At 43.1% G+C, this 20,220-nt stretch carries 23 protein-coding genes; 10 read left to right on the plus strand and 13 right to left on the minus strand.

The window, feature by feature from the left end; genetic code table 11:
- The first annotated feature begins 302 nt into the window (after positions 1–302).
- Entirely contained in the window at positions 303–1,784 is a 1,482-nt protein-coding gene (locus NAF19_RS09020; RefSeq protein WP_252789689.1) for a tetratricopeptide repeat protein, read from the plus strand.
- Here the strand turns inward: NAF19_RS09020 and NAF19_RS09025 are convergent.
- The 8 genes from NAF19_RS09025 to NAF19_RS09060 are packed head-to-tail and all read right to left on the minus strand — an operon-like array spanning position 1,778 to position 7,407.
- The gene (locus NAF19_RS09025; RefSeq protein WP_252789691.1) at positions 1,778–2,443 is read right to left on the minus strand and encodes a 1-acyl-sn-glycerol-3-phosphate acyltransferase; all 666 of its coding nucleotides are present in this window, start codon (positions 2,441–2,443) and stop codon (positions 1,778–1,780) included. The genes NAF19_RS09020 and NAF19_RS09025 overlap by 7 nt on opposite strands.
- A complete protein-coding gene (locus NAF19_RS09030; protein ID WP_252789693.1) occupies positions 2,440–3,261 on the minus strand; it encodes an alpha/beta fold hydrolase in 822 nt (273 codons plus the stop codon). Before NAF19_RS09030 ends, NAF19_RS09025 begins: the two co-directional genes overlap by 4 nt.
- A 7-nt stretch (positions 3,262–3,268) precedes the next feature.
- A complete protein-coding gene (locus NAF19_RS09035; protein ID WP_252789694.1) occupies positions 3,269–3,670 on the minus strand; it encodes a holo-ACP synthase in 402 nt (133 codons plus the stop codon).
- Positions 3,654–4,508, minus strand: a complete 855-nt coding sequence (locus NAF19_RS09040) for an enoyl-ACP reductase FabI (protein ID WP_252789696.1) — start codon at positions 4,506–4,508, stop codon at positions 3,654–3,656. Before NAF19_RS09040 ends, NAF19_RS09035 begins: the two co-directional genes overlap by 17 nt.
- Complete coding sequence (locus tag NAF19_RS09045; protein ID WP_252789697.1) at positions 4,462–5,814, minus strand: beta-ketoacyl-[acyl-carrier-protein] synthase family protein; 1,353 nt, start codon at positions 5,812–5,814, stop codon at positions 4,462–4,464. The genes NAF19_RS09040 and NAF19_RS09045 overlap by 47 nt, the downstream gene beginning before the upstream one ends.
- A gap of 3 nt (positions 5,815–5,817) precedes the next feature.
- Positions 5,818–6,093 carry an acyl carrier protein gene (locus NAF19_RS09050; RefSeq protein WP_252789700.1) on the minus strand — a complete coding sequence of 92 codons (276 nt, stop codon included), beginning with the start codon at positions 6,091–6,093 and terminating at the stop codon, positions 5,818–5,820.
- Position 6,094: 1 nt separating this feature from the next.
- Positions 6,095–6,691 (minus strand): hypothetical protein, encoded by a 597-nt coding sequence (locus NAF19_RS09055; protein WP_252789701.1) that lies wholly within the window; start codon positions 6,689–6,691, stop codon positions 6,095–6,097.
- The gene (locus NAF19_RS09060; protein ID WP_252789703.1) at positions 6,688–7,407 is read right to left on the minus strand and encodes an SDR family NAD(P)-dependent oxidoreductase; all 720 of its coding nucleotides are present in this window, start codon (positions 7,405–7,407) and stop codon (positions 6,688–6,690) included. Before NAF19_RS09060 ends, NAF19_RS09055 begins: the two co-directional genes overlap by 4 nt.
- Before the next feature lie 200 nt (positions 7,408–7,607).
- On the opposite strand from NAF19_RS09060, the gene NAF19_RS09065 reads away from it, so the two are divergent.
- From NAF19_RS09065 to NAF19_RS09075, 3 genes are read left to right on the plus strand one after another with little or no spacing between them, the layout of a single operon-like run.
- Positions 7,608–8,564 carry an MBL fold metallo-hydrolase gene (locus NAF19_RS09065; protein ID WP_252789706.1) on the plus strand — a complete coding sequence of 319 codons (957 nt, stop codon included), beginning with the start codon at positions 7,608–7,610 and terminating at the stop codon, positions 8,562–8,564.
- Between the two features lie 54 nt (positions 8,565–8,618).
- A complete protein-coding gene (locus NAF19_RS09070; RefSeq protein WP_252789708.1) occupies positions 8,619–8,969 on the plus strand; it encodes a DUF488 domain-containing protein in 351 nt (116 codons plus the stop codon).
- 12 nt (positions 8,970–8,981) lie between these two features.
- The gene (locus NAF19_RS09075) at positions 8,982–9,173 is read left to right on the plus strand and encodes a hypothetical protein (RefSeq protein ID WP_252789710.1); all 192 of its coding nucleotides are present in this window, start codon (positions 8,982–8,984) and stop codon (positions 9,171–9,173) included.
- Between the two features lie 13 nt (positions 9,174–9,186).
- Here the strand turns inward: NAF19_RS09075 and NAF19_RS09080 are convergent, their stop codons facing one another.
- From NAF19_RS09080 to NAF19_RS09090, 3 genes are all read right to left on the minus strand, one after another.
- Positions 9,187–9,837, minus strand: a complete 651-nt coding sequence (locus tag NAF19_RS09080) for a ferredoxin reductase domain-containing protein (protein ID WP_252789712.1) — start codon at positions 9,835–9,837, stop codon at positions 9,187–9,189.
- Entirely contained in the window at positions 9,837–10,214 is a 378-nt protein-coding gene (locus NAF19_RS09085) for a hypothetical protein (RefSeq protein ID WP_252789714.1), read from the minus strand. Before NAF19_RS09085 ends, NAF19_RS09080 begins: the two co-directional genes overlap by 1 nt.
- A gap of 88 nt (positions 10,215–10,302) precedes the next feature.
- Positions 10,303–10,821, minus strand: coding sequence for a GNAT family N-acetyltransferase (locus NAF19_RS09090; RefSeq protein ID WP_252789716.1), 519 nt, complete (start codon positions 10,819–10,821; stop codon positions 10,303–10,305).
- Positions 10,822–10,910: 89 nt separating this feature from the next.
- Here NAF19_RS09090 and NAF19_RS09095 point away from each other — a divergent pair, with 89 nt between their 5' ends.
- Complete coding sequence (locus tag NAF19_RS09095) at positions 10,911–11,567, plus strand: RNA polymerase sigma factor (protein WP_252789718.1); 657 nt, start codon at positions 10,911–10,913, stop codon at positions 11,565–11,567.
- A 41-nt stretch (positions 11,568–11,608) separates the two neighbouring features.
- On the opposite strand, the gene NAF19_RS09100 is transcribed toward NAF19_RS09095, so the two are convergent.
- A complete protein-coding gene (locus tag NAF19_RS09100; protein WP_252789719.1) occupies positions 11,609–11,965 on the minus strand; it encodes a hypothetical protein in 357 nt (118 codons plus the stop codon).
- A gap of 270 nt (positions 11,966–12,235) precedes the next feature.
- Here NAF19_RS09100 and NAF19_RS09105 point away from each other — a divergent pair, with 270 nt between their 5' ends.
- From NAF19_RS09105 to NAF19_RS09125, 5 genes are all read left to right on the plus strand, one after another.
- Positions 12,236–14,989, plus strand: a complete 2,754-nt coding sequence (locus tag NAF19_RS09105; protein ID WP_252789721.1) for a family 78 glycoside hydrolase catalytic domain — start codon at positions 12,236–12,238, stop codon at positions 14,987–14,989.
- Between the two features lie 12 nt (positions 14,990–15,001).
- Entirely contained in the window at positions 15,002–15,904 is a 903-nt protein-coding gene (locus NAF19_RS09110; protein ID WP_252789723.1) for a 2OG-Fe dioxygenase family protein, read from the plus strand.
- Positions 15,905–15,985: 81 nt separating this feature from the next.
- On the plus strand, positions 15,986–18,154 hold the full coding sequence (locus tag NAF19_RS09115) for a hypothetical protein (RefSeq protein ID WP_252789725.1): 2,169 nt from the start codon (positions 15,986–15,988) through the stop codon (positions 18,152–18,154).
- A gap of 39 nt (positions 18,155–18,193) precedes the next feature.
- Positions 18,194–18,505 (plus strand): gluconate 2-dehydrogenase subunit 3 family protein, encoded by a 312-nt coding sequence (locus NAF19_RS09120; RefSeq protein WP_252789727.1) that lies wholly within the window; start codon positions 18,194–18,196, stop codon positions 18,503–18,505.
- A 271-nt stretch (positions 18,506–18,776) separates the two neighbouring features.
- Positions 18,777–19,553 (plus strand): polysaccharide deacetylase family protein, encoded by a 777-nt coding sequence (locus NAF19_RS09125; RefSeq protein WP_252789729.1) that lies wholly within the window; start codon positions 18,777–18,779, stop codon positions 19,551–19,553.
- A gap of 48 nt (positions 19,554–19,601) precedes the next feature.
- Here the strand turns inward: NAF19_RS09125 and NAF19_RS09130 are convergent, their stop codons facing one another.
- Positions 19,602–20,216, minus strand: coding sequence for an alpha-ketoglutarate-dependent dioxygenase AlkB family protein (locus tag NAF19_RS09130; RefSeq protein ID WP_252789731.1), 615 nt, complete (start codon positions 20,214–20,216; stop codon positions 19,602–19,604).
- Positions 20,217–20,220: the final 4 nt, after the last annotated feature.

Genomic DNA, 20,220 nt, shown 5'->3' on the forward strand with positions numbered 1-20,220 from the left:
CATTATTTACCATAAAGCAAAATTTATAAAAGCGGGGTAAAAAATATACTTTAAACTAATTATAACTTTTTATACGTGTCATTGCAAAATTTGGTTATAGCCAGCCGGAATATTAAAATGCCGATGTTTACGTTAATGCTAACATTTAAACACTAATTCCACGAATTTTTTCGAATTCCACGAATTGGCCTTTTAAAGAAAAATTCTTATAATTCGCATTGACAGATGCTTATTAAAAAACAAATTCGTGTAATTCGTATTAATTAGTGTGAATTTGTGCCTGTTAAATATCTTTGCCTCCGATGATTAAAAAATACCTGTTCGTTTCATTGCTCTGTTTGTTTTCCTGTGTCAGTGCACATGCCAATTTTATTTTTAATGCCAATTGTGTTGAAGCCTATAAAGACATTTTAGCGCTGCGGATGAACGACGCCCGCGCGTTGATTAAAAAGGAAAAACAAACCAATCCTGCTAACGGCATTGTGGTATTATTGGAGAACTATATCGACTACTTCAGCCTGTTGGCATCGGAAAATAAGAATGACTACGAGCGTTTGAAAGACAATAGATCGATCCGGGTTGATGCGCTTGAGGAAAATGATAAAAACTCGCCCTGGTATTTGTTTTCGCAGGCAGAGATTTACCTGCAATGGTCGTTTTTAAAGGCGAAGTTTGGCGATTACATGTCGTCCGGCTCCGATGCTAAAAGCGCCAATAGCCTGCTAAAAGATAACAGCAAAAAATATCCCGACTTTTTACCCAACAAAAAAAGCCTGGCACTGGTAAATATCATTTTTGGAAATATACCCGCCAATTTTAGGTGGATAGCGGGGATGTTAGGAATGAAAGGCAACGTTCAATATGGCATCAACCAGTTGGTTGAGCTGAAAAAGCAACTGCCCAGATCGTCTTACAACTTTTATGATGACGAGATCATATGGTTTTTATGTGTTACCGATATCAATGTGCTCCACAGTAAAAATAGCTACGATACGCTAATAGGTTACCTGGCGGGCATGGATAATAACAGTATGCTCAAAGTGTATTTGCAGGGATACGTATCGTCAAAAACAGCGCATAACGATGAAACTATAAAGTACCTTGACGCGGCACCCAAATCGGGGCAATACATAGCTGTGCCTCCGATATATTACATGCTTGGCTGCGCCAAACTTAACCGTATGGATGGCGATACACCAGCTGCCTTAGCCCGTTACGTTAATGAGTATAAAGGTACCGCGTTTATTAAAGATGCATACTTAAAGATCGCATACTTTTATCTCCTTCAAAACGATGCTGAAAAATATGAAGAATATCGTAAGCTGGCACGCGGCAGGGGAAATACTATCGACGGAAAAGACAAAATTGCACTCCGTGAAGCAAGCGAACCGAAACCCGATATCGACCTGCTAAAGACCCGATTTTATTTCGACGGCGGTTATTATAGCAAAGCAACGGCGCAACTAGCTGGTAAAGATGTAAATAGTTTTAAGCTAACCCGGGACAAAATTCAATATTACTATTATCTGGGCCGCATTAACGACAAAATAAATAAAAACGCTGACGCAGTTTTATATTATCAAAAGGCAATTGCGCTGGGCAAGGAAACCAGCTATTATTATGCTGCCAATGCAGCCCTAATGATTGGTAATATTTACGAGGAAGTTAAAGACAATGCAAAAGCCGCAAACTACTATCACCAGGCCATCGACATGAAGGCACACGATTATCAAACTGATATTGATAATGATGCAAAAGCCGGGTTAAAGAGGATTGGTCAGTAGGTAAGGTTGCCCGGCTCGTCGGTAAAACGTACGGTTTTGCGCATGCTTTGCAGGTGATGCGCGTTTACATTTTGCTTTAGCGTGTCAAAATTGAAATCGTGATTGGTGCCGCAATCAAGCAGCGTCATGTTGGCTGATGGTTTGGTGCTTTCGTAATATTCCAAAACGTTGCTGCTCCATATCAATTGGCAATCACCTTTTACACGGGTCATAATCTCGTTTATGCCGTTTTTAAATTGGATATGCCTGATGTGCTGCGATTCCAGTTCGGCCTGGGGGAAAAATAGCAGGATATTGCCCGGTTCGTTTAAAAGTTCCGCAGCGTATTCAATACTTTCCTTTACCGACCACGCGTTAGGCTCCACAGAGAAAGAGCCAACGTACTTCAGCCACCAGTTTTTCTCCATCTGCTTTTTAACCGACATGGTATACAAGCCTTTCAGCTTTTGCTGCTTGTCAATGTGTTTAAACGCAATGTAGTAAGAGAAAAAGCCATCCAAAAACCCAAAATGGTTACACATCAACACATAGGAGTGGTTGGGCTTTATATCAACCGGCGTGATCTTCATTTTATTAAACCGCCGCCTGAAAAACCACATCAGCACAGATGAGCCCCCCCTGATAAATGGTAATGGTAACGTTTTGGCCTTAATCATCATGACAACAGCGCGGTTAATTGAGTAACAAAGTTCTTTTTTATCATCTCGTGCCCTTCATCCAACACAATTGTAGTGGCATCTTTTACTTTGGCGATAAAATCCTTTCCTATTCCCGGCGGGAACGACTTATCGCGTTTGCCAAATATAAAAATGCTTTTTATGTTTTGTTCATTTAATGCTTTCAGCAGGCGAGCCTCATCAGTTTCAAAAGTTCGCAGGTAGGTAAAACAAGCATAGAAATTAAACCTGAGTTCAGGCGTGCCAATTTCGCCATATAAAATTTTATAGGCTTCGGCGTCGATAATCCTGAGTCGTTTAAACAACTTCAACATCCGTACCAAAAAAGTTTCGTTAAGCGCCAGTTTTTCAAGCATTTTATTGCCGGTTTTGCTTTTGCTAAAAAACGGTATCAGTTTGCCGGGGTTTAAAGAGGAGGGGGCCGCAGCAATAAATTCATCCACAAGGTGTGGTAGTTCTTCGGTAACCACGCTGGCAAAATGCGTACCCATTGAGTACCCGATAATTGAAAAACGTCCGATGCTTTCGTGCCTGCAAAACTCCAATATCAAGTCGGCAAATTGCTTTTTGGTAATGCCTTTTTTAACGGCTTCAAGGCTTTGGTCTTTAAGCTTTGTTTCTTTATGGAAAAACAGGTCGAACCCGATGAAGGTGTATTTTTCTCCTAAAGTTGATTCAAGGATTTTAAACTGCTTGCCATGCATGCCATATCCGTGAAAGCCGAGCATAATTTTAGGGCCATTACCAAATTTATAGTAATGCAGCGTAACCAGGTCATTTTCAAAGTAATGGTCGGTCATGCTTTGATTATGAAATGTTTTCAATAAACGCTATCGCCCAGGCATAATTCCCATCGTGCGAAATGGAAAGGCCGATGTCAAATTTGAGCCCGTCGCGATGAATAAACGCGGTTGGTCTGCCAACGGGCTTATCTCTAAGTATTTCGATTTTTTTTGGCCCAAGAGCCGATGGATCAACCTGTTTTATGGCTTTGTAAACAGCCTCCTTAGCGGCCCATGTTGAAGCATAACGGAGCAGCGGGTTTTCAAACTGCTCGCAATAAGCTATTTCGTTTTCAGTATAAACTTTGGCTTTAAACGATGGTGTAAACGATTTTTCGAAGTCAGGAATAAACACAATATCGTTGCCTGCCGAAAATTTTTGAGCGGGTATCAGTTCTTCCAGTGCTGTTTTAATTTCCTTCTCCATCTACACCAAGCCCCATAACGTTAAACCCGCCATCAACAAAATGAATATTACCGGTAACTTTTTTTGATAAGTCAGAAAAGTAGTACAGCGCGGCATCGCCAACATCACCAGCGTCGATGTTACCAAGCGGGGCCGTAAATTTGCCCATCTTACGCAGCTTGCGCACGCCGAAAATACCGCCTGACGATGTCGTCATCACCAAACCTGCCGAAATAGCATTCACCCGCACACCTGTGCCTCTGAAATGGCTGGCGAGGTATATCATGATATTTTCTAATGCGGCCTTGCAAATAGCCATGCCAGCATAGCCTGGAAATACCCTTTGTGAAGCGTTATAGGTAAGCGTTAAAATAGACGCGCCTTTTGCCAGCAGGGGCTGGGCTACCCGTGCAACACGCAAAAGCGAATAAGCGCTGATATTAAACGCATCCATAAAATCATCAAACGGGATATCTATATAAGATGGCGCCGGCTCGTTGCTGCCCGGCAAGCTGTAACACATCACCGACTGGCTGCCAAAGGCCACACCGTGCAGCACATAATCTATCGGCCCCGCAGTGTCATACACCATCCGCATAAAGGCGCTTATTTCCTCTTCGGACCTTATTTCAACCTGGGCAGATAAAGCGGTATCCATGCCATTTTGCTGCATCAGGTATAAAACTTCGTTTTTAGTGTCTGCAACATAGCTTAGGGCCACCTTGCAACCCGAACGGTGTAATTTTACAGCAATATCATACGCTATGGAGCTTTCGTTCCGAACACCGAATATTACCGCAACCTTATTTGTATTATCTATCATCCCGTGAAACTGCCATGGCGCTGTTGGTGCCGCCAAAACCATAATTTAAACAAACTATTTGGTTAATTTCCTTCTCTACTATTTCCTGCGAAATTAAGTGCCGGTAAGCTGCTGCAGGTTTGTCTGAGCCCTGCCAGCCGTCTTTCTTCTGGAAGTTTTCCGGCTCGGTATTTAACTCGTCGGAATTGATACAGGGCAATACTTTTTGATTTTTAAGCATTAGCAGGGTTGCAATAAACTCTACCGACCCTGCCGCCCCAAGCATGTGGCCGAACTGCGCCTTTGGTGCAGCTACATGGTAGCCGTCTTCGCCTAAAGTGTCGACAACGCTTATCAGCTCTAAAATATCTCCAACCGGGGTAGCCGTGCCGTGCACTTTAACTACTTCGGGTTTAATTTCGGCATCCGCCATTAAGCCTTTCCACAAACGGCGCTGCCCATCGTACGATGGATAGAACATGTTGCCGTCACCGTCGGAGTTATTGAAGTAGCCATCTATAACGCCCAATATGTTTGCACCTCGCGCCTTTGCCATTTCATATTCTTCAAGCGCCACAATACCGGCGCCAAATGAACAAACAAAACCATTACGTTTTACATCAAAAGGGCGTGAACTTTGCTCAGGTGCAAAACCTTTGCTCAATACCTGCATGGCGTCAAAGCCGATAAAAGTTTCCAGAGCAGTACCTTCAACACCGCCGCAAATAGCACGGTCCTGCAATCCGAATTTTATCAGGCGATAGGCATAACCGATATTTCCAAGCCCTGTAGCACAGGCTGATATAATAGACTCGCAGACGCCTTTATTTCTTATCAGGCACGATACGTTGGCTGCCTCGCGGTACGACATAGCCCTGTCTACAGTATGTGAACCAGCCATTCGGGTTTTTTTGCCCAGTTCGTAAAATGCGTGCCATGCGTGGCGCGATACCACGTTGCCGCCGCCGCCCGAAGCAACAACCACGCCGGTTTGTTCCGATTCGGTTTCTTCCTTTGTCCACCCCGCCATTTCAATTGATTCCAGCGCGCCGATCATGGCCCAAACACAACCGAGGTCGGCTGTAGCCAGGTTAAGGTCGGGTATCCGACCAAGGTGGTCTACGTAGGTTTCCGGCCATTCTGTTTCCGGTACCGGGTGAATAGCTTCCAGGTTCATTTCCGGCTCGGTAATATAACCGGCCACGGTCGAACGGATTTGCTTGGGGTATTGCAGCGCTTTGGGCCATTCGCGTATCAGGCTCTGGCCGGTAAATAATTTTTTATCAAACTCCTCAAGCCCCGCACAGGTTGGAAAAGCCCCGCCCATACCAACAACTGCAACTCTTCGTCCTGCTACACTCATAAATTATTTATTTGCACTGCGTTCCATAACCATAATGATCAAATCGATAACATCCTTAACTTTCGAACCCATACGGTCGATGTCCTCATCCTCAAACTCTATGTCGAATTTTTGCTCCACCTTAGCTGCAATGTTGATCAACTCGGTTGATGGGGTGTCCATATCAGTTAAAAAGTCGGTTTCTTCGGTAACACCCTCCAATTTTGCCGGGTCAATTGTGCGTACAGTACGCAGTACTTCCAGTAAACCTTCAAGTATCTCTTGTCTTTCGTTTGCCATATTATGCTAATTTGTTAAATTGTTCTATCAGTATTGCCCGGCCGGTAATGTCGTGCAGCTCGGCCACTTTTATAAAATCTTTGCTAATATCATACTTTAATAATCTTTCCTCGGTAAAATCACTAAAATATTCATCCAAATCGAGCCCTTTTGGTACCCGGTAAATGCGTCCATCGCAAACCATTTGCCGCCATTTCCAGAATGTTATGTTGCCGATGCTGATAAATGTATCGCCAAGCTCCAGGTAATTCTGAAAGTTGACATTGCCAATGCTGATAAAAGCCGGTACAAATGTATCCCTCAATACATCAGGCAAACAATTTTGTTTGCGGCATTGCAGGAAAGTGGCGCACGATACGATTGTGGCCTGGGCGAACGCCTCTATCTGGTCGACCCCGCGGAATACATTGAAGTGGTCTTCAACATCCCGTTCGGTGGGAGAGTAGCTGGCTACTATGCCTTTGTTGGGCGAATGCCAATGGTAAGCGCTCACCAGTCGCTTGGTTGGGCCATGAAGCAGTAAATTTACAGGGTCCACACCAACCAGGTTACCGTGTTGAATAATATCCAAATAAACTTCTTTTTCTTCGTCTGTCATATTAAGCCGCCGTTGATGTGGATATTTGTGCCGTTAATGTATGATGCCTTGTCTGATAGCAGGAACTCAATTGTATCCGCCACATCATCAACCCTTCCAAATCGTTTAGCCGGTATCATATTAAAATATTTCTGTTTGATAGCTTCAGGTATGCCTGCGGTCATATCGGTTTCTATAAAACCGGGTGAGACGCTTAATACCCTTATTTTGTGCTCGGTATTTGTGGCGGCCGCCTCTTGCGCCAACGAGCGTGATAGCGCTGCTAAGCCCGCTTTGGTAGCTGCATAAACCGACTGAAACGCATTGCCGCTTTCGCCTACAACCGAGCTGACGTTAATAATAACCCCCTCCTGTGTAAGGCTGAATATTTTCATAGCTGTTTTGCAGATCAATATCGGAGCTTTTAAATTTACATTCAGCATGGCGTCAATTTCGCGCTCGGGCTGATAGTTTAGGGGTTTGTCATAAGTTACGCCGGCATTGTTGATTACGCCGTATAAGTCGCCATGTTCTTTTTTTAGCTGCTTACAAAAGGTATTGATGGCTTCAGCGTCCGAAAAATCGGCGTATAAAATATGGCTACCCGGGATGACCTCAGTAAAACTTTCGGGTTTTGATGCGTGTAATATTAACGTATATTGGCCTGATAGCTTTTTCGAAATGGCCAGCCCTAAACCCTTACTGGCACCGGTAATTAATATTTTTCGTTTCTCCATCAGGACTGTTATAGTGATTAGAGGTTGGAGATCAGAGGCTAGGTTAACAAATCGTTAAACTTCGTCTAAATCTTTACAGCAAATATGTTGATTTATAATAATAATTTCGGCAAGTTGTTTTAATATTCGACCTGTAAATAGTGAACCCTGAGACTTACGGAGGTTCAAAAACTTCGTAAGTCTTCCACAAACTAAAAAATATGTTCCGTAAATATTTTATTTTCAGTATTTTATATTTGTTGATACTGCCAATCTCTAGCTTTTCGCAGCAAAAAAAAGCCTTTAAAATTGTGCCGCTTGGTGTAAAAGGTGGTGCTGACGAAAGCAATCTCTCAGCCTATATGGTGGCTGCATCTGAAACCAACGACTATATCTGTCTTGATGCGGGGACGCTGCATGCCGGTATTGAAAAGGCCATCGCCAATAAAGTGTTTAGTCTACCTGTTGAGCAAGTGCTCCGCAAATACATCAAAGGCTATTTTATTTCGCACGCCCATCTCGACCATCTCGCCGGGCTGATCATCAATTCGCCGGACGACACCGCCAAGACCATTTATGGGCTGGCAAGTACATTACAAACCATCAAAACGCATTATTTTACCTGGGATAGCTGGGCCAATTTTTCCGATGAGGGCGATGCGCCGTTGCTAAAAAAATACCATTACCAGCCATTATTGCCCGACAGTAGCATCGCCATAAAAAATACGTCAATGACGGTTATCGCCTACCCGTTAAGCCATTCCAATCTTACTAGTACCGCATTTTTAGTAAAAAGCAATGGTGCTTATATTTTGTATTTAGGCGATACCGGTCCGGATGAGATTGAAAAAAGCAACAAGCTGCATAAACTATGGGAAGTGGTTGCTCGGTTGATAAGAAGCAAAAAGCTTAAAGCTATAATGATTGAAACCTCGTTCCCGAATATTCAGCCCGATAAAACGCTGTTCGGTCATTTCACCCCCAACTGGCTAATGAAGGAAATGAATAACCTGGCAGTTTTAACTGGAGCGGACGCGATTAAAGGATTTAATTTGATAATAACGCACGTAAAACCGCCACAGGTTAATATTGATAAAATAAAAGCAGAAGTAAAAGCGGCGAATAAATTGGGATTTAATTTGATTTTCCCGGAGCAGGGGAAGGAGATAGATTTATGAACTTTTCCAAGAAGCAATATTTTACGCCTTGGAAAACTAACCGACGTTTTAAATATGAACAACATAAGCATCAAACGAATTTACAATCCCGCAGAAGAACCTGACGGGTTTAGAATATTAGTTGACCGTTTATGGCCCCGTGGCATGAAAAAGGAAGACGCCGCGATTGACCTTTGGCTGAAGGCTGTTGCCCCAACAGATGCACTGCGCAAATGGTACCACCATGATGGCGGCAGGTGGGATGAATTCAGGCACAAATATGTGCTGGAACTGAAAGACAACCCTGCAGTTAATGACTTATTGTTGTTAATAAAGGAGCACAAAACAGTTACGTTGCTATATGCAGCAAGGGATGCAGAGCAAAATCATGCGCTGGTTTTGCTGGAATTTTTGCAAAATCATTAATAAGGATAGGTTTTGAACTTTGCCGCAAAGCGTTCCATTTTTCCACGCGGAACACCTGGAACGCTTTGGAATATGCTAATTATCAGGAATTTAAATTTTAATGTATTTGTGGATACCTCCACCAGGTCGCCAACAAGCAGAGGAACATTTGGTGTTCAAAAAGCCAGTGTACAGGTGGTGTTAACGGAATTTATTGGTGTATAACCGCTAAATGCAATCAGTGCTCGAAAATAATTTGCTCTTCTGCTACGCCCAGACCTTTTAGGCTATCAATCATATCAGTGGTGAATTTATCCGGACCGCATACATAATAGTTTGCGAATTTGCCGGCATATGTACTGAGCATGGTTTTATCAATGATTTTTCCGTCCGGAACTTTAATCACATTAATAAAATTTTCGCCCAGCAATTCCGTCAACTCATCCTTCAAAATAATATCGGCAGGGGAGTGGTTGGCAAATAGCTGCACGTTGCCCGCCAGCTTTCCATCTATTTTTAATTGCCTAAGTATCGATATAAATGGGGTAATGCCTGCACCGCCTGCAATAAACAGACCGGGCTGATGGTAAGCAATGGCGCCAAATACTTCATGAATAATTAATTCGTCGCCGGCAATAATGTCCGCGAGCTTTTCTGTAATGCCGTTATTGCCCTTGTAAATTTTAATAGTAAATTCAAGGTGATCGTCGGTGTTAACTGATGTAAATGTAAATGGCCGCAGCTCATCCTCGAGGCCAGGTTTGTTTATGGATACATCAGTAGCCTGGCCGGATACATAAGTGTACCCGGCTGGTTTTTCTACTTTAAATCTTTTAACGTTGTGGGTTACAAATCCGGTTTCTAAAACTTTAACCAGGTGCTTTTCCATTATATTGTTTTTTGAGATAGTTTTGAAAGTGAGAAAGCACCGATAGCCATAGCCCAATCACGAACCGCAACATCATAATAGTTAGCTGCTGCAATCAAATTCAACGCTATTAGTACCAACCAGGCGCTTACCAGTAAACCACCCTTTTGCGGGCTTATAAATACTAATATACCTGCAATAATTTCAATTACGCCAACAATCGACATAAAAACATGGTCGCTTACGGGCAATGCCGATTTTAATGCCGGACTTAGATAGTGTGCCCAGTCGGTAAGCAGGTTGGTGAATTTATCGGCCCCGGCAACAATGGGAATAAGCCCGTAGGTAAACTTTAAAATAGTTTGTACCCGGGTTGTGTTACTTGTGTTTTGCTCCATTTTATTGATTTTTTAAACATTAGAGAGAGGCTGCTTAAAAAGGGTTACAAAATGGGTTGTGGTGAGTGGTTGAAGACACCGGTAAGCATTAATCCAGCAACTCTAAAACGTACGTCAGAATCCACCGGTACTCATCAATCAAAAAGGGATAATCTAATCGGGCTCTGCCGGTTTGTTTGAAGCCGTACGATTCGTAGAATAACTTTGCGGGACTACTCTCCATAACCTGTAATAACAGTGTGGTGCATTGTTTTTTGTTTGCAAAGTCGAAAATGAAATTCATAACGGTTTTGCCGATACCTTTACCAGTGGCCGATTGTAGTAAATATAGCTTTTCTATTTCCAGGCATTTTTTTTCGGAATTAAGCGAGCTTAGGCTTTCTTTTAATTTGAAATAACCAACCAGTTCATCATCGGCGTAAACGAAAAAATAATAAACGCCGGGTTTCGCTATATCTGTTTTAAAGTCAGCCGTATCATAAAATTTTTTAAGATAAGCTTCAGCTTCATCGAGCCATAAATAGTTGTAGGTTTGTTTGTAGGATGTTATGGCAATTTCGGCTAATAAATAAAGCTGGCTAATATCGCACTGTGTTATGGTTATCAATTTGATGGACTTGATTAATCAGGTATTTTACAATTTTTGTAACCCTTTTGCATCAGGATACACTATAGTTTAATAAAATCCTGTTTTTAATGATTACGGCCAAAGATACTTTTAATTTAAAAATGAGCGACGAAGAAATTGTTGATAGGGTAGTTAAAGGTGAACAACACTTGTACGAGCATTTAATGCGCAAGTATAACCAACGGATGTATCGCATCAGTATGTCGATTATTAATGATGATAAAGAGGCGGAAGATATTATGCAAACGGCTTACATAAATGCTTACCAGCAGTTAAAAAATTTCCAGGGCCGCAGCAGCTTTGGGACGTGGCTGACCCGGATATTGATATACGAAAGCCTGCTGCATAAAAAAAGAAAATTAAAACTTCAAAAAGTGCTGATGGAAAAACCTGGTAACGATTATCATAACGATACCCCACTAAAGGGGCTGATGAATAAAGAACTAAAAGGACTGCTTGAAAGAGCGGTTGCCCGATTGCCCGAAAAATACAGGCTGGTATTTGTAATGCGCGAGGTGCAGGAAATGAGTACTAATGAGACAATGGAAGCGCTTAATATTGGCGAATCGAACGTGAAAATCCGCTTGAGCCGTGCTAAAGAAATGCTGCGCGACGAATTGGATAGTTACTGGCGGCCGCAACAATTGTTTGAATTTAATTTAGTTAGATGCGATGTGGTGGTTGATTTTGTAATGCAGAGAATTGGGGCCACTCAATGCGATTAGATTTACGAAGTTTTACAACTTCGTAAATCTTTTTTAACATTTTATTTAGTTGCTTTTTTTACAGGCGCGGCTTTTGTAGTTGTTTCCTTTTTTACAGCTTTTGGCGCAGCTACAGCAGGCTTGCTATCAACGGCAGCAAGTTTTTGGGCTTTTGCAACCGGCACAGCACTAGCTTCAGCTTTTACCTTTGTGGCTTTAACATGTTCGCTTTTTACCGGTTTTGCCAGTTTTTTTGCCAATTGTTTAGCCGCTTTCTCAATGTCTTTTTCAATTTTTTTGGTAGTATGGCCAAGTTTTGTGGCAAATACTCTCAATTCTTTTATTAAATTTTCTTTAATAGTTTTCTTTTCTGCTGCATGTGCAGCTTTAGCGGCCGATTTTGTTTTTTCTTCTTTCATAGTTTAAGGATTGCTGCAAATGTAGGTTATATTAAAGTTAGTTCAATGTTATCATTATGTTAACAGTGATTTTGTGCATTAATATTGAGTTATTAATACCTTAGTAATGAGATGATTATTATTTTAATTGCTTTTTACTGCACCAATACTGCTCACAATTGTACATTTTATTGGTGACAACCTGTATAAATGACATTACATATTTGCTTAAAACAAATTAAAAATGTAATTCTGTTGTGTAAACCGCTGCCATCAGCTTAAATATCCCGGATGAAAAAACTATTGCTGCTATTGTTGCTTTGCCTGCCTGCATTTATAAAGGCACAAAGCAGTATCCACCCCGAAAACTTGCGTTGCGAATACCTGGTAAATCCGGAAGGCATTGATGAGCCTCTACCTCGCCTAAGCTGGACATTAGCCGCCATCAACGTACATGCTTTTGCACAAAGACAGACTGCATACAGGGTGTTGGTTAGTTCATCGGCAGAGATTTTAAATGCTGGTAAAGGTGATATGTGGGATTCGGGCTGGGTAAAGTCGGATGAGATGCAGCATGTGGTTTATGGCGGAAATCCGCTGGTATCTGATAAATTATACTGTTGGAAAGTTTGCGTTAACGATGAGTTGGGAAAGACTTCAGGCTGGAGTTCGGCGGCACATTGGAGCACCGGTTTATATAATCATGCAGAATGGTCTGCCGCATGGATCGGTACAGGCGATGTGAACGACCCCACACAGGTAGATTGCACCATAGCCGACCCGTGGTTACGCAAGACCTTTGATTTAACAGTAAAACCTGCAAAAGCGATGATGTTTGTTGCATCAATAGGCTACCACGAGTTGTATGTAAATGGCAAAAAAATAGGGGAAGATGTGCTTTCGCCCTGCGTGAGTGATAATACTAAAAGAGCAAGATATGTGGCCTATGATATAAGTAGAGAATTAAAGCCCGGCAAAAATGTAGTGTCGTTATGGCTGGGGGCCTCATGGTCGATATACGCGTCATATCATACTGACGACAAACCGCTTGCGCCGATTGTAACCGCGCAGGCTGATTTATATAATGCAGTTGGTGACAAACAGCCGGCGATGCGCATAAAAACTGACGATACCTGGAAGACCCACCCAAGCCCTAATAAGCTTTTGGAACAATGGAAATTCCTGAACATGGGCGGCGAGCTTTGGGATGCATCAAAAGAAATACCCGACTGGAACCTGGCGAGCTGTGATGAAACTACCTGGAAGCAGGCAGTGGTGTATCATCCGCGGTTAACGCTTTCGGCTCAGATGGTTGAGCCCAATCGCTTGTATCACGAAATTCACCCGATAGCAATTGAGCAGCGCGTTGATGGAACGTTTCGGGTTGACATGGGAATAAACTTTTCCGGCTGGACGGAGATTAAGTTGAAAGGCCAGCCAGGGCAGCGTATTGATATTAAGTTTTCTGAACGCGAAAAAGAAGATATGACGTTTCGTATACATAGCGCCTATATTTTAGGGGCAAGCGGCGAGGGTACATTTAAAAACCGTTTTAATTACAGTTCGGGTAGGTGGATAACCATCAGTGGCTTAAAAGATAAGCCAGCGTTGACCGATATTAAAGGCTGGGTAGTGCGCACCGCTTACGATAATGCTGCCACATTCGCCTGCTCCGACTCGTTACAAAACTGGATTTATGATAAAGTGCGCTGGAATTTTGAAAATCTCTCGTTGGGTGGTTACGTAGTTGATTGCCCGCAACGCGAACGCATGGGTTACGGCGGCGACTCGCATGCTACATCCGAATCAGGCTTATACACATACCAGCTTGGGGCATTTTATACCAAATGGATGGAAGACTGGCGCGATGTACAGGGCACCCGCTCGATGGATGCGACAAACTATGGCGGTAATGCTGATTATGGTATTTTACCGCATACGGCGCCTACATATTGGGGTGGTGGCGGGCCTGGTTGGGGCGGTATTGTAATATCGCTGCCATGGCTGCTTTACCAGCAACAGGGCGATACCCGTGTGCTTGAAAAGAATTTTGATTTGATAAAAAATTGGCTGGCATTTTTAAACTCACATGCGCAGAATAATATGCTGGTACGCTTCGGCGGCGACTGGGATTTTTTAGGCGACTGGCTATGGCCCAATGCAGGTGTTGAAGGAATGAATAATGGCAAGCCGCAAAATATATGCTTTAACAACTGCTACTGGGTTTATAACCTGCGTACTGCCGCTAAAATTGCCCGGCAAATAGGCCGCAAGGAAGAAGCCCTGCAATGGGAGAAGCAAGCTGCCATAACCAGCATGGCCATACAGGCTGCCTACTATCACGAAGACGACCACAGTTATGCCGATAGTTCGATGGGAGATTTAGCTGCGGCGCTATTAGCAGAAGTACCACCGCCCGCGTTACGTGATTTGGTAATTAAAAGGCTGGAAAATGAAATATTGGTGGTACGCAAAGGGCATATCCACGTGGGTATTACAGGCGGGGCCATGCTGTTTAAACTGTTACGCAGTTTGGGCCGTGATGATTTGATTTACTCCATGACGTCGCAAACTGATTACCCGGGTTGGGGATATATGAAGGCAAACGGGGCTACCAGTCTTTGGGAAATGTGGGAAAAGGATTTGCCCGGTCACTCGTTGCTGCATAGTTCTTATTTGTACCCGGGCGCATGGTATATTGATGGCGTTGCCGGGATCCGCCGCGACCCGGATGTACAAGGCTTTAAAAAGTTTGCCATCCATCCGCCTAAACTAACTGAACAGCAGATGACCTGGGCTAAAGCAAGCTACGATTCGCCGGCGGGCTTGATAAAATCCGCCTGGGAGCGTAAAAACGGCAGTCTTTACTTATCCGTAACCGTGCCGCCTGGCACAACAGCTACAGCATATTTTCCTGCACCTAATATAGCCGGCGTTAAGGTGTCTTCGGCTTACGCAAAATATATCGGCAGTAAAAATGGATATTTAGAATATCATTTGCCTGCAGGAGAATACACGCTATCCGGTAAGGAAATGCACCAATAAAAAGCTAATGTTATGACCATTAACAACTCAATATCCAATCGCACCAATGCAGCTCCCGGTAAAGCGCCGGTTGAACTGGACTTGTCCGGCTTTTTATATGAAGCGATTGATACTGCTGAGTTTATGGATGTGAGTAGCTGGAAGCTGGTTTTTGATGAAATTCCGGTCGACCCTTATATAAAAGAAGGCTATCGCTATAAATCGATAGGTTGGTTCAGAATAAAGCATCAAATGGCTGATGCGGTAGCAGAGATTGATGAGCATATAAAAACGGTGAATGAGTTAAGTGGGTTGAATGATGTTGAAAGCAGCCGCTACCTAAGTACAAGCAAACCCGCCTGGCACTCGGATGAAACAGGCTATAGCTGTTGGCATTTGCCGCAATATGCTATGCAACAATCCATTTTGTACAACCCGGTTCATGGTGGCATGCGCCGGGAATATCCGCCTATAGGTAGCGATATAACTGACAGCGCCGACTTTCACAAGCTGTTAATTAAATACGCGACATTTTTTGGTTGGGGCGACGCTATTGTGTTGGTACAGTTTCAAAGGGTTGATTGCAATACCATTCGCGTCGGTTTACCCGCTGTTGAGGGCTTTCACCAGGACGGCAACCGCCACGTAGGCATGTTGGTGGTTAACCGCAATAACCTGGCTGTTGACTCGGGTGTGAGCCAGTATGTGATGGATGACAATGGCAAAAAAACGGACGAAATGATATTTAATGCCATGGTACCTGCAGGGCAACTGATTTTCTGGAATGATAAAAGGGTATGGCATTATGGCACCGAGATTAAAGTTGCAGATGCCAATGCAAATGGGGGCAGGGGTACCAGGGATATCATCATCATGAGTGCAAAAATACCGCCGGCCAACATGCCCATAGGGCCGGTTCCTGCACAATTTAAGTAAATTGCACTTGAAAATTAGAAGTTTAACGCTTAAATTGCTCCATTATCGCTGTAAGAATACCCTAAAATTCTCCCTAAAAAAATGAGCATTAACCGCAGTATTAAATACTATTTTATATTTTTTTTTCTGTTAGCTACCTGCCCGGCTGTTTTGGCACAGGGCTCTGCAACTGCCAATGATACATTAAAAGGCCTAATCAATGTCACGCTTACTAATCAAACTGCGAAACTTTTTGTTCATTACGATAAAACGGTCTATCTCCCCAGCGAAAATATTTGGTTTACCGCCTACCTGCTCAATACCGATGCACTCCGAAGTAGCGGAGATATACTTTCTGTAGCTATCATAAAAAATACAGATCATACTATTGCTGTACAAAAAAAGTTCGTTATAACAGGGGCGGCATCCTCAGGTGGCATCTTAGTTCCGGATAGTATTGCAACGGGCGACTATTCCGTACTTGCTTACACTAATCATTTTGTAAAAGGAAAACCCGATGCAATATTTACACAGCGCATCGCTATTAAGCGCATTGAGCAGCCCGATACAAAAACTAAGTCACAGCTCGTTCAAGCTCCGGCATTAACCCGGACCGATTCTGCCAAAATCAGCATTAAATTTTATCCGGAAGGCGGTAACTTGGTGGCAAATTTACCCCAATTTGTTGGTTGGGAAGCTAAAGACAGTGCGGGCGCGTTGTTGAAGTTAAAAGCAGTGCTTTTAAAGGATGGGGAATTTATCGATACAGTCGAAACCTCTGCATTTGGCATGGGTAGATTTTTTATAAGGCCTAAACCCGGAAGCAGCTATGCATTAAAGACAATTGGTTTTGATAACAAGGGCCAGTTCAGTTTGCCGGCGGCAATGGAGCAAGGCGCTGTGATTACCCTGTCATCCGCAATAGCGCGCGATACTTTAGCTTTTAAAGTCGCCGGTACACTCAACGGTAAAGTTCATGTTGTGATTCATAACAACCAGCAGGTATTTTATGCATTAACAAATATCGAACTTAAAAAACACGGCGTTTTTAAAGTAGCCCTGGATAGTTTACCCCGGGGGTTGGCCACGATTACCGTTTATAACGAAAATTTGCAGCCCTGCGCCGAACGTGTTTTTTTTGCACATTATGACAAGGCGGCGGCCCTGCAAATAGTTGCGGATCAGGCAAAATATGGTAAAAGAAAGAAGGTTATTTTACATCTCACTTTTAATTCTTCCACATCCAAACAAGGCCTGGTGTCTGTAGCATGTGTGCGTACCAACCGTATTGACCGTAAGAATTTCAATGATATTGAAAGTTTTGCCTATTTGGAAAGTTCGATAAACAACCTGGCATTTTCATTCGATAACCGTAATTCAACCGAAAAGAAAAAATACCTGGAGGACGTTTTGCTGGTACATGGATGGAGAAGATATATTGAAGATACTCCGCAACAAAATTACCATCAAAACGATACCTCCTTTCGGTTTCATGGTATAGTCACAATTCACAATAAACCGCTAAAGAAACCTAAAATGCTGATGTTCTTTGGCGATTCGGTAACCAGGCCTATACTTACTGACAGCATCGGCAGATTTGAAATGGCCACAACAGATTTACTTACGCACAGGGACAAAAAACTGACGATAATGGCCACCGGTGATGATGCAGAAAACTTCCTCATCAGGCTAGTTGACCCGTATGGCCCGCTAAATCAAAACATAGCCAAGTCATTACCAGCGTATAGTATATCGGCACCTTTAAAAATGAGTGATCAAAACGATGAGATTTCAATTTTAGAAAATAGGATATTGCTTAAGCAGGTGACTATTAAGGGCAGCAAAGGTGATGAATATGGTACAGGTCCTAATAAATGCGGCGATTATGTATGCAGATACAATTATTTAAACTGTCCAAGTTTTGGGCACAATAGAGATAGCCATCCACCGGTTAAAGGAGAGGTATATTTGGTGCCGGGGGGAGGGACAACAATGTACCAGGGCTGCCAGCCGCAACCTGCCAAGGGGACTCATTTTGACGGAATTAATATAAAAAAAGAGTTTTATCCATACGGGGAAAGCGATATTATTTTATCCGAGCCGTTATATGAAAATACCTTGTTATGGAAAAATCAACTTCAGTTAGATGAAAACAAAGGAACGATACTTAGCTTTTATACCGGCGACATAAAAGCCGGGTTTACGGTAATTGCCCAGGGCATCACAGATAATGGGGTGTTGTTTGACGAACAGCATTTTGAGGTTGAATAAGCCCGGTTTTATTATCATTATTTAAAGACAAAACCAGCCATGCAGCAAGGTGTAGTGTTTTTTAACAAGATGCTCGAGCTAACTGTCATCGATTTTTTCACCAGCAAAATGGGGATAGAGGATTTGGGTTATAAAGGTAACCCCCCAGTCAAATGGGAGGGGGGCACAGAACGTATTGAAGAAATACGGGTTGGAAAATGTGTGATTTTTGCGGAGACACAATACTTTGTGGCTCTGAATAATGCCGAAAAACATGTTCGTTACCTGTCAGCGGGAGACACAAGTATTGTGTCTCCCTACATTAAAAAATGCCACCCATTACGGAGTGGCATTCAACTATTAATGGTTTAGGGTATGGGCATTTATTAAAAATCCAAATCGCCGATATAGACGGCACCACCGCCGGCTTCTTTCTTCATCTGCATCACAATTATCTCCTTCTTTTCCTGCGGGGTGCCGTAGTTACCTTGTGTTTATCCAGGATGCAGAAATGGAATTGATTCCATAAATAATTTGAAAAAAATAATTATTATCAGCGCAGGGAACTACCTCGCGCTAAAAAGAAGCAGACCTTTTAAGCAATAAAATCTTAATTTAGTCCGCCCTATATTTATAAACCCACATGAAACGACTAACCATATTTTTATTGCTGGTAAGCTTTACGGCCTATGGCCAACAACAGACCGCACCCAACCATAAAAAAGCAATCATCGTACTTACTTATGATGATGCTATTATGTCGCAATTGAATATTGCTATCCCACAATTGGATTCTGCGCATTTGAAGGGCACTTTTTTCCTGACGGGGAATATAACACCGCAAGTATTACCACGCTGGCGTGAAGCATTTAATCACGGGCACGAACTGGCCAATCATACACTTTACCACCCTTGTTTATTAACCAACGTAAAAGGTAACCCCATTAATAATTCCGAAAATTATACAGTCTACGGCATTCTGCGTGAAATAGGGATGATGAATAATTTTTTATATGCCATTGATGGCGCGTCGACACATACTTATGCATACCCCTGCACCGAATCGAAAGTTGGCGGGGTTGATTATGTCGACTCGCTGCGTAAGTCGGGCTTGGTAAAATATGCACGCATGGGTGGCGACCAAAATGCTATAGTTACTGATTACAGCAAGCTCGACCCACTGCTGGTACCCTCGTGGGCGGTGGTTGGTAATTATACCGGCAACGATTTAATTGCTTTTGTAAAAAAAGTACAGGCAAGCGGCGGTATGGGTGTGTTTATGTTTCATGGCGTAGGCGGCGATTACCTGGTTACTTCCGCACAGGCACACCGCGAGCTGCTTAAATATCTGAGTCAGCATAAGGATGAGGTTTGGGTAACTACCTTTAAGGGGGCGATGGAGTATGTTAGTGGGAAGTAGCTCATAGTTGATGGTTCATAGTTCATAGTCGCCGCAGCTTTTCCACGATTAAATCACCACCCTGAAAGTCAAGTTTATCCTTGCCCGCATAGGTTTAATTGATTTAGCTATGCGGTGTTCCCAGTTTTCCTGCAATCCGCCTTTCATTAGCAGGAATGAGCCATGCTCCAATCGTATCGAATATTTTTCGCTGTGGTCTTGCTTATTGCGGATATCGAAACTGCGTACCTGCCCAATGCTAACCGAGGCAATGATGGGGTTGCGGCCCAGTACGCTTTCCCGGTCGCTGTGCCATGCTACTGAGTCGTTGCCATCGCGGTAGTAATTCAGCAATACGCTATTAAATTTAACGCCGGCAAAAGGTTCTACTTTATGCTTAATCATCAGCAAATCATCCGTCCATGGCCAGGGGTTGGCAATTTTTCCCGCTACTGAATAATCAGTGCCCGGGTCACCGTACCAGGTGCTCAGGCGTGGAGTAGGGTATTCCTTGTCCCACATTTTTTGTATGGTTTGTTTCCAGGGTGTTTCGTTGATAAATTTATCCAGTAAATGGTCGCTTTCCTGTTGGGTGAAAAATCCCGGGCTGTAATCTAATAATTCAATAGGCAGCCCTTTGCTTTGACCGGCTTCGGCAAAAAAGCTTAATTGTTCTGTTAGCATACGC

The sequence above is a fragment of the Mucilaginibacter flavidus genome, assembly GCF_024055575.1.
GTDB classification, from domain to species: Bacteria; Bacteroidota; Bacteroidia; order Sphingobacteriales; family Sphingobacteriaceae; genus Mucilaginibacter; species Mucilaginibacter flavidus.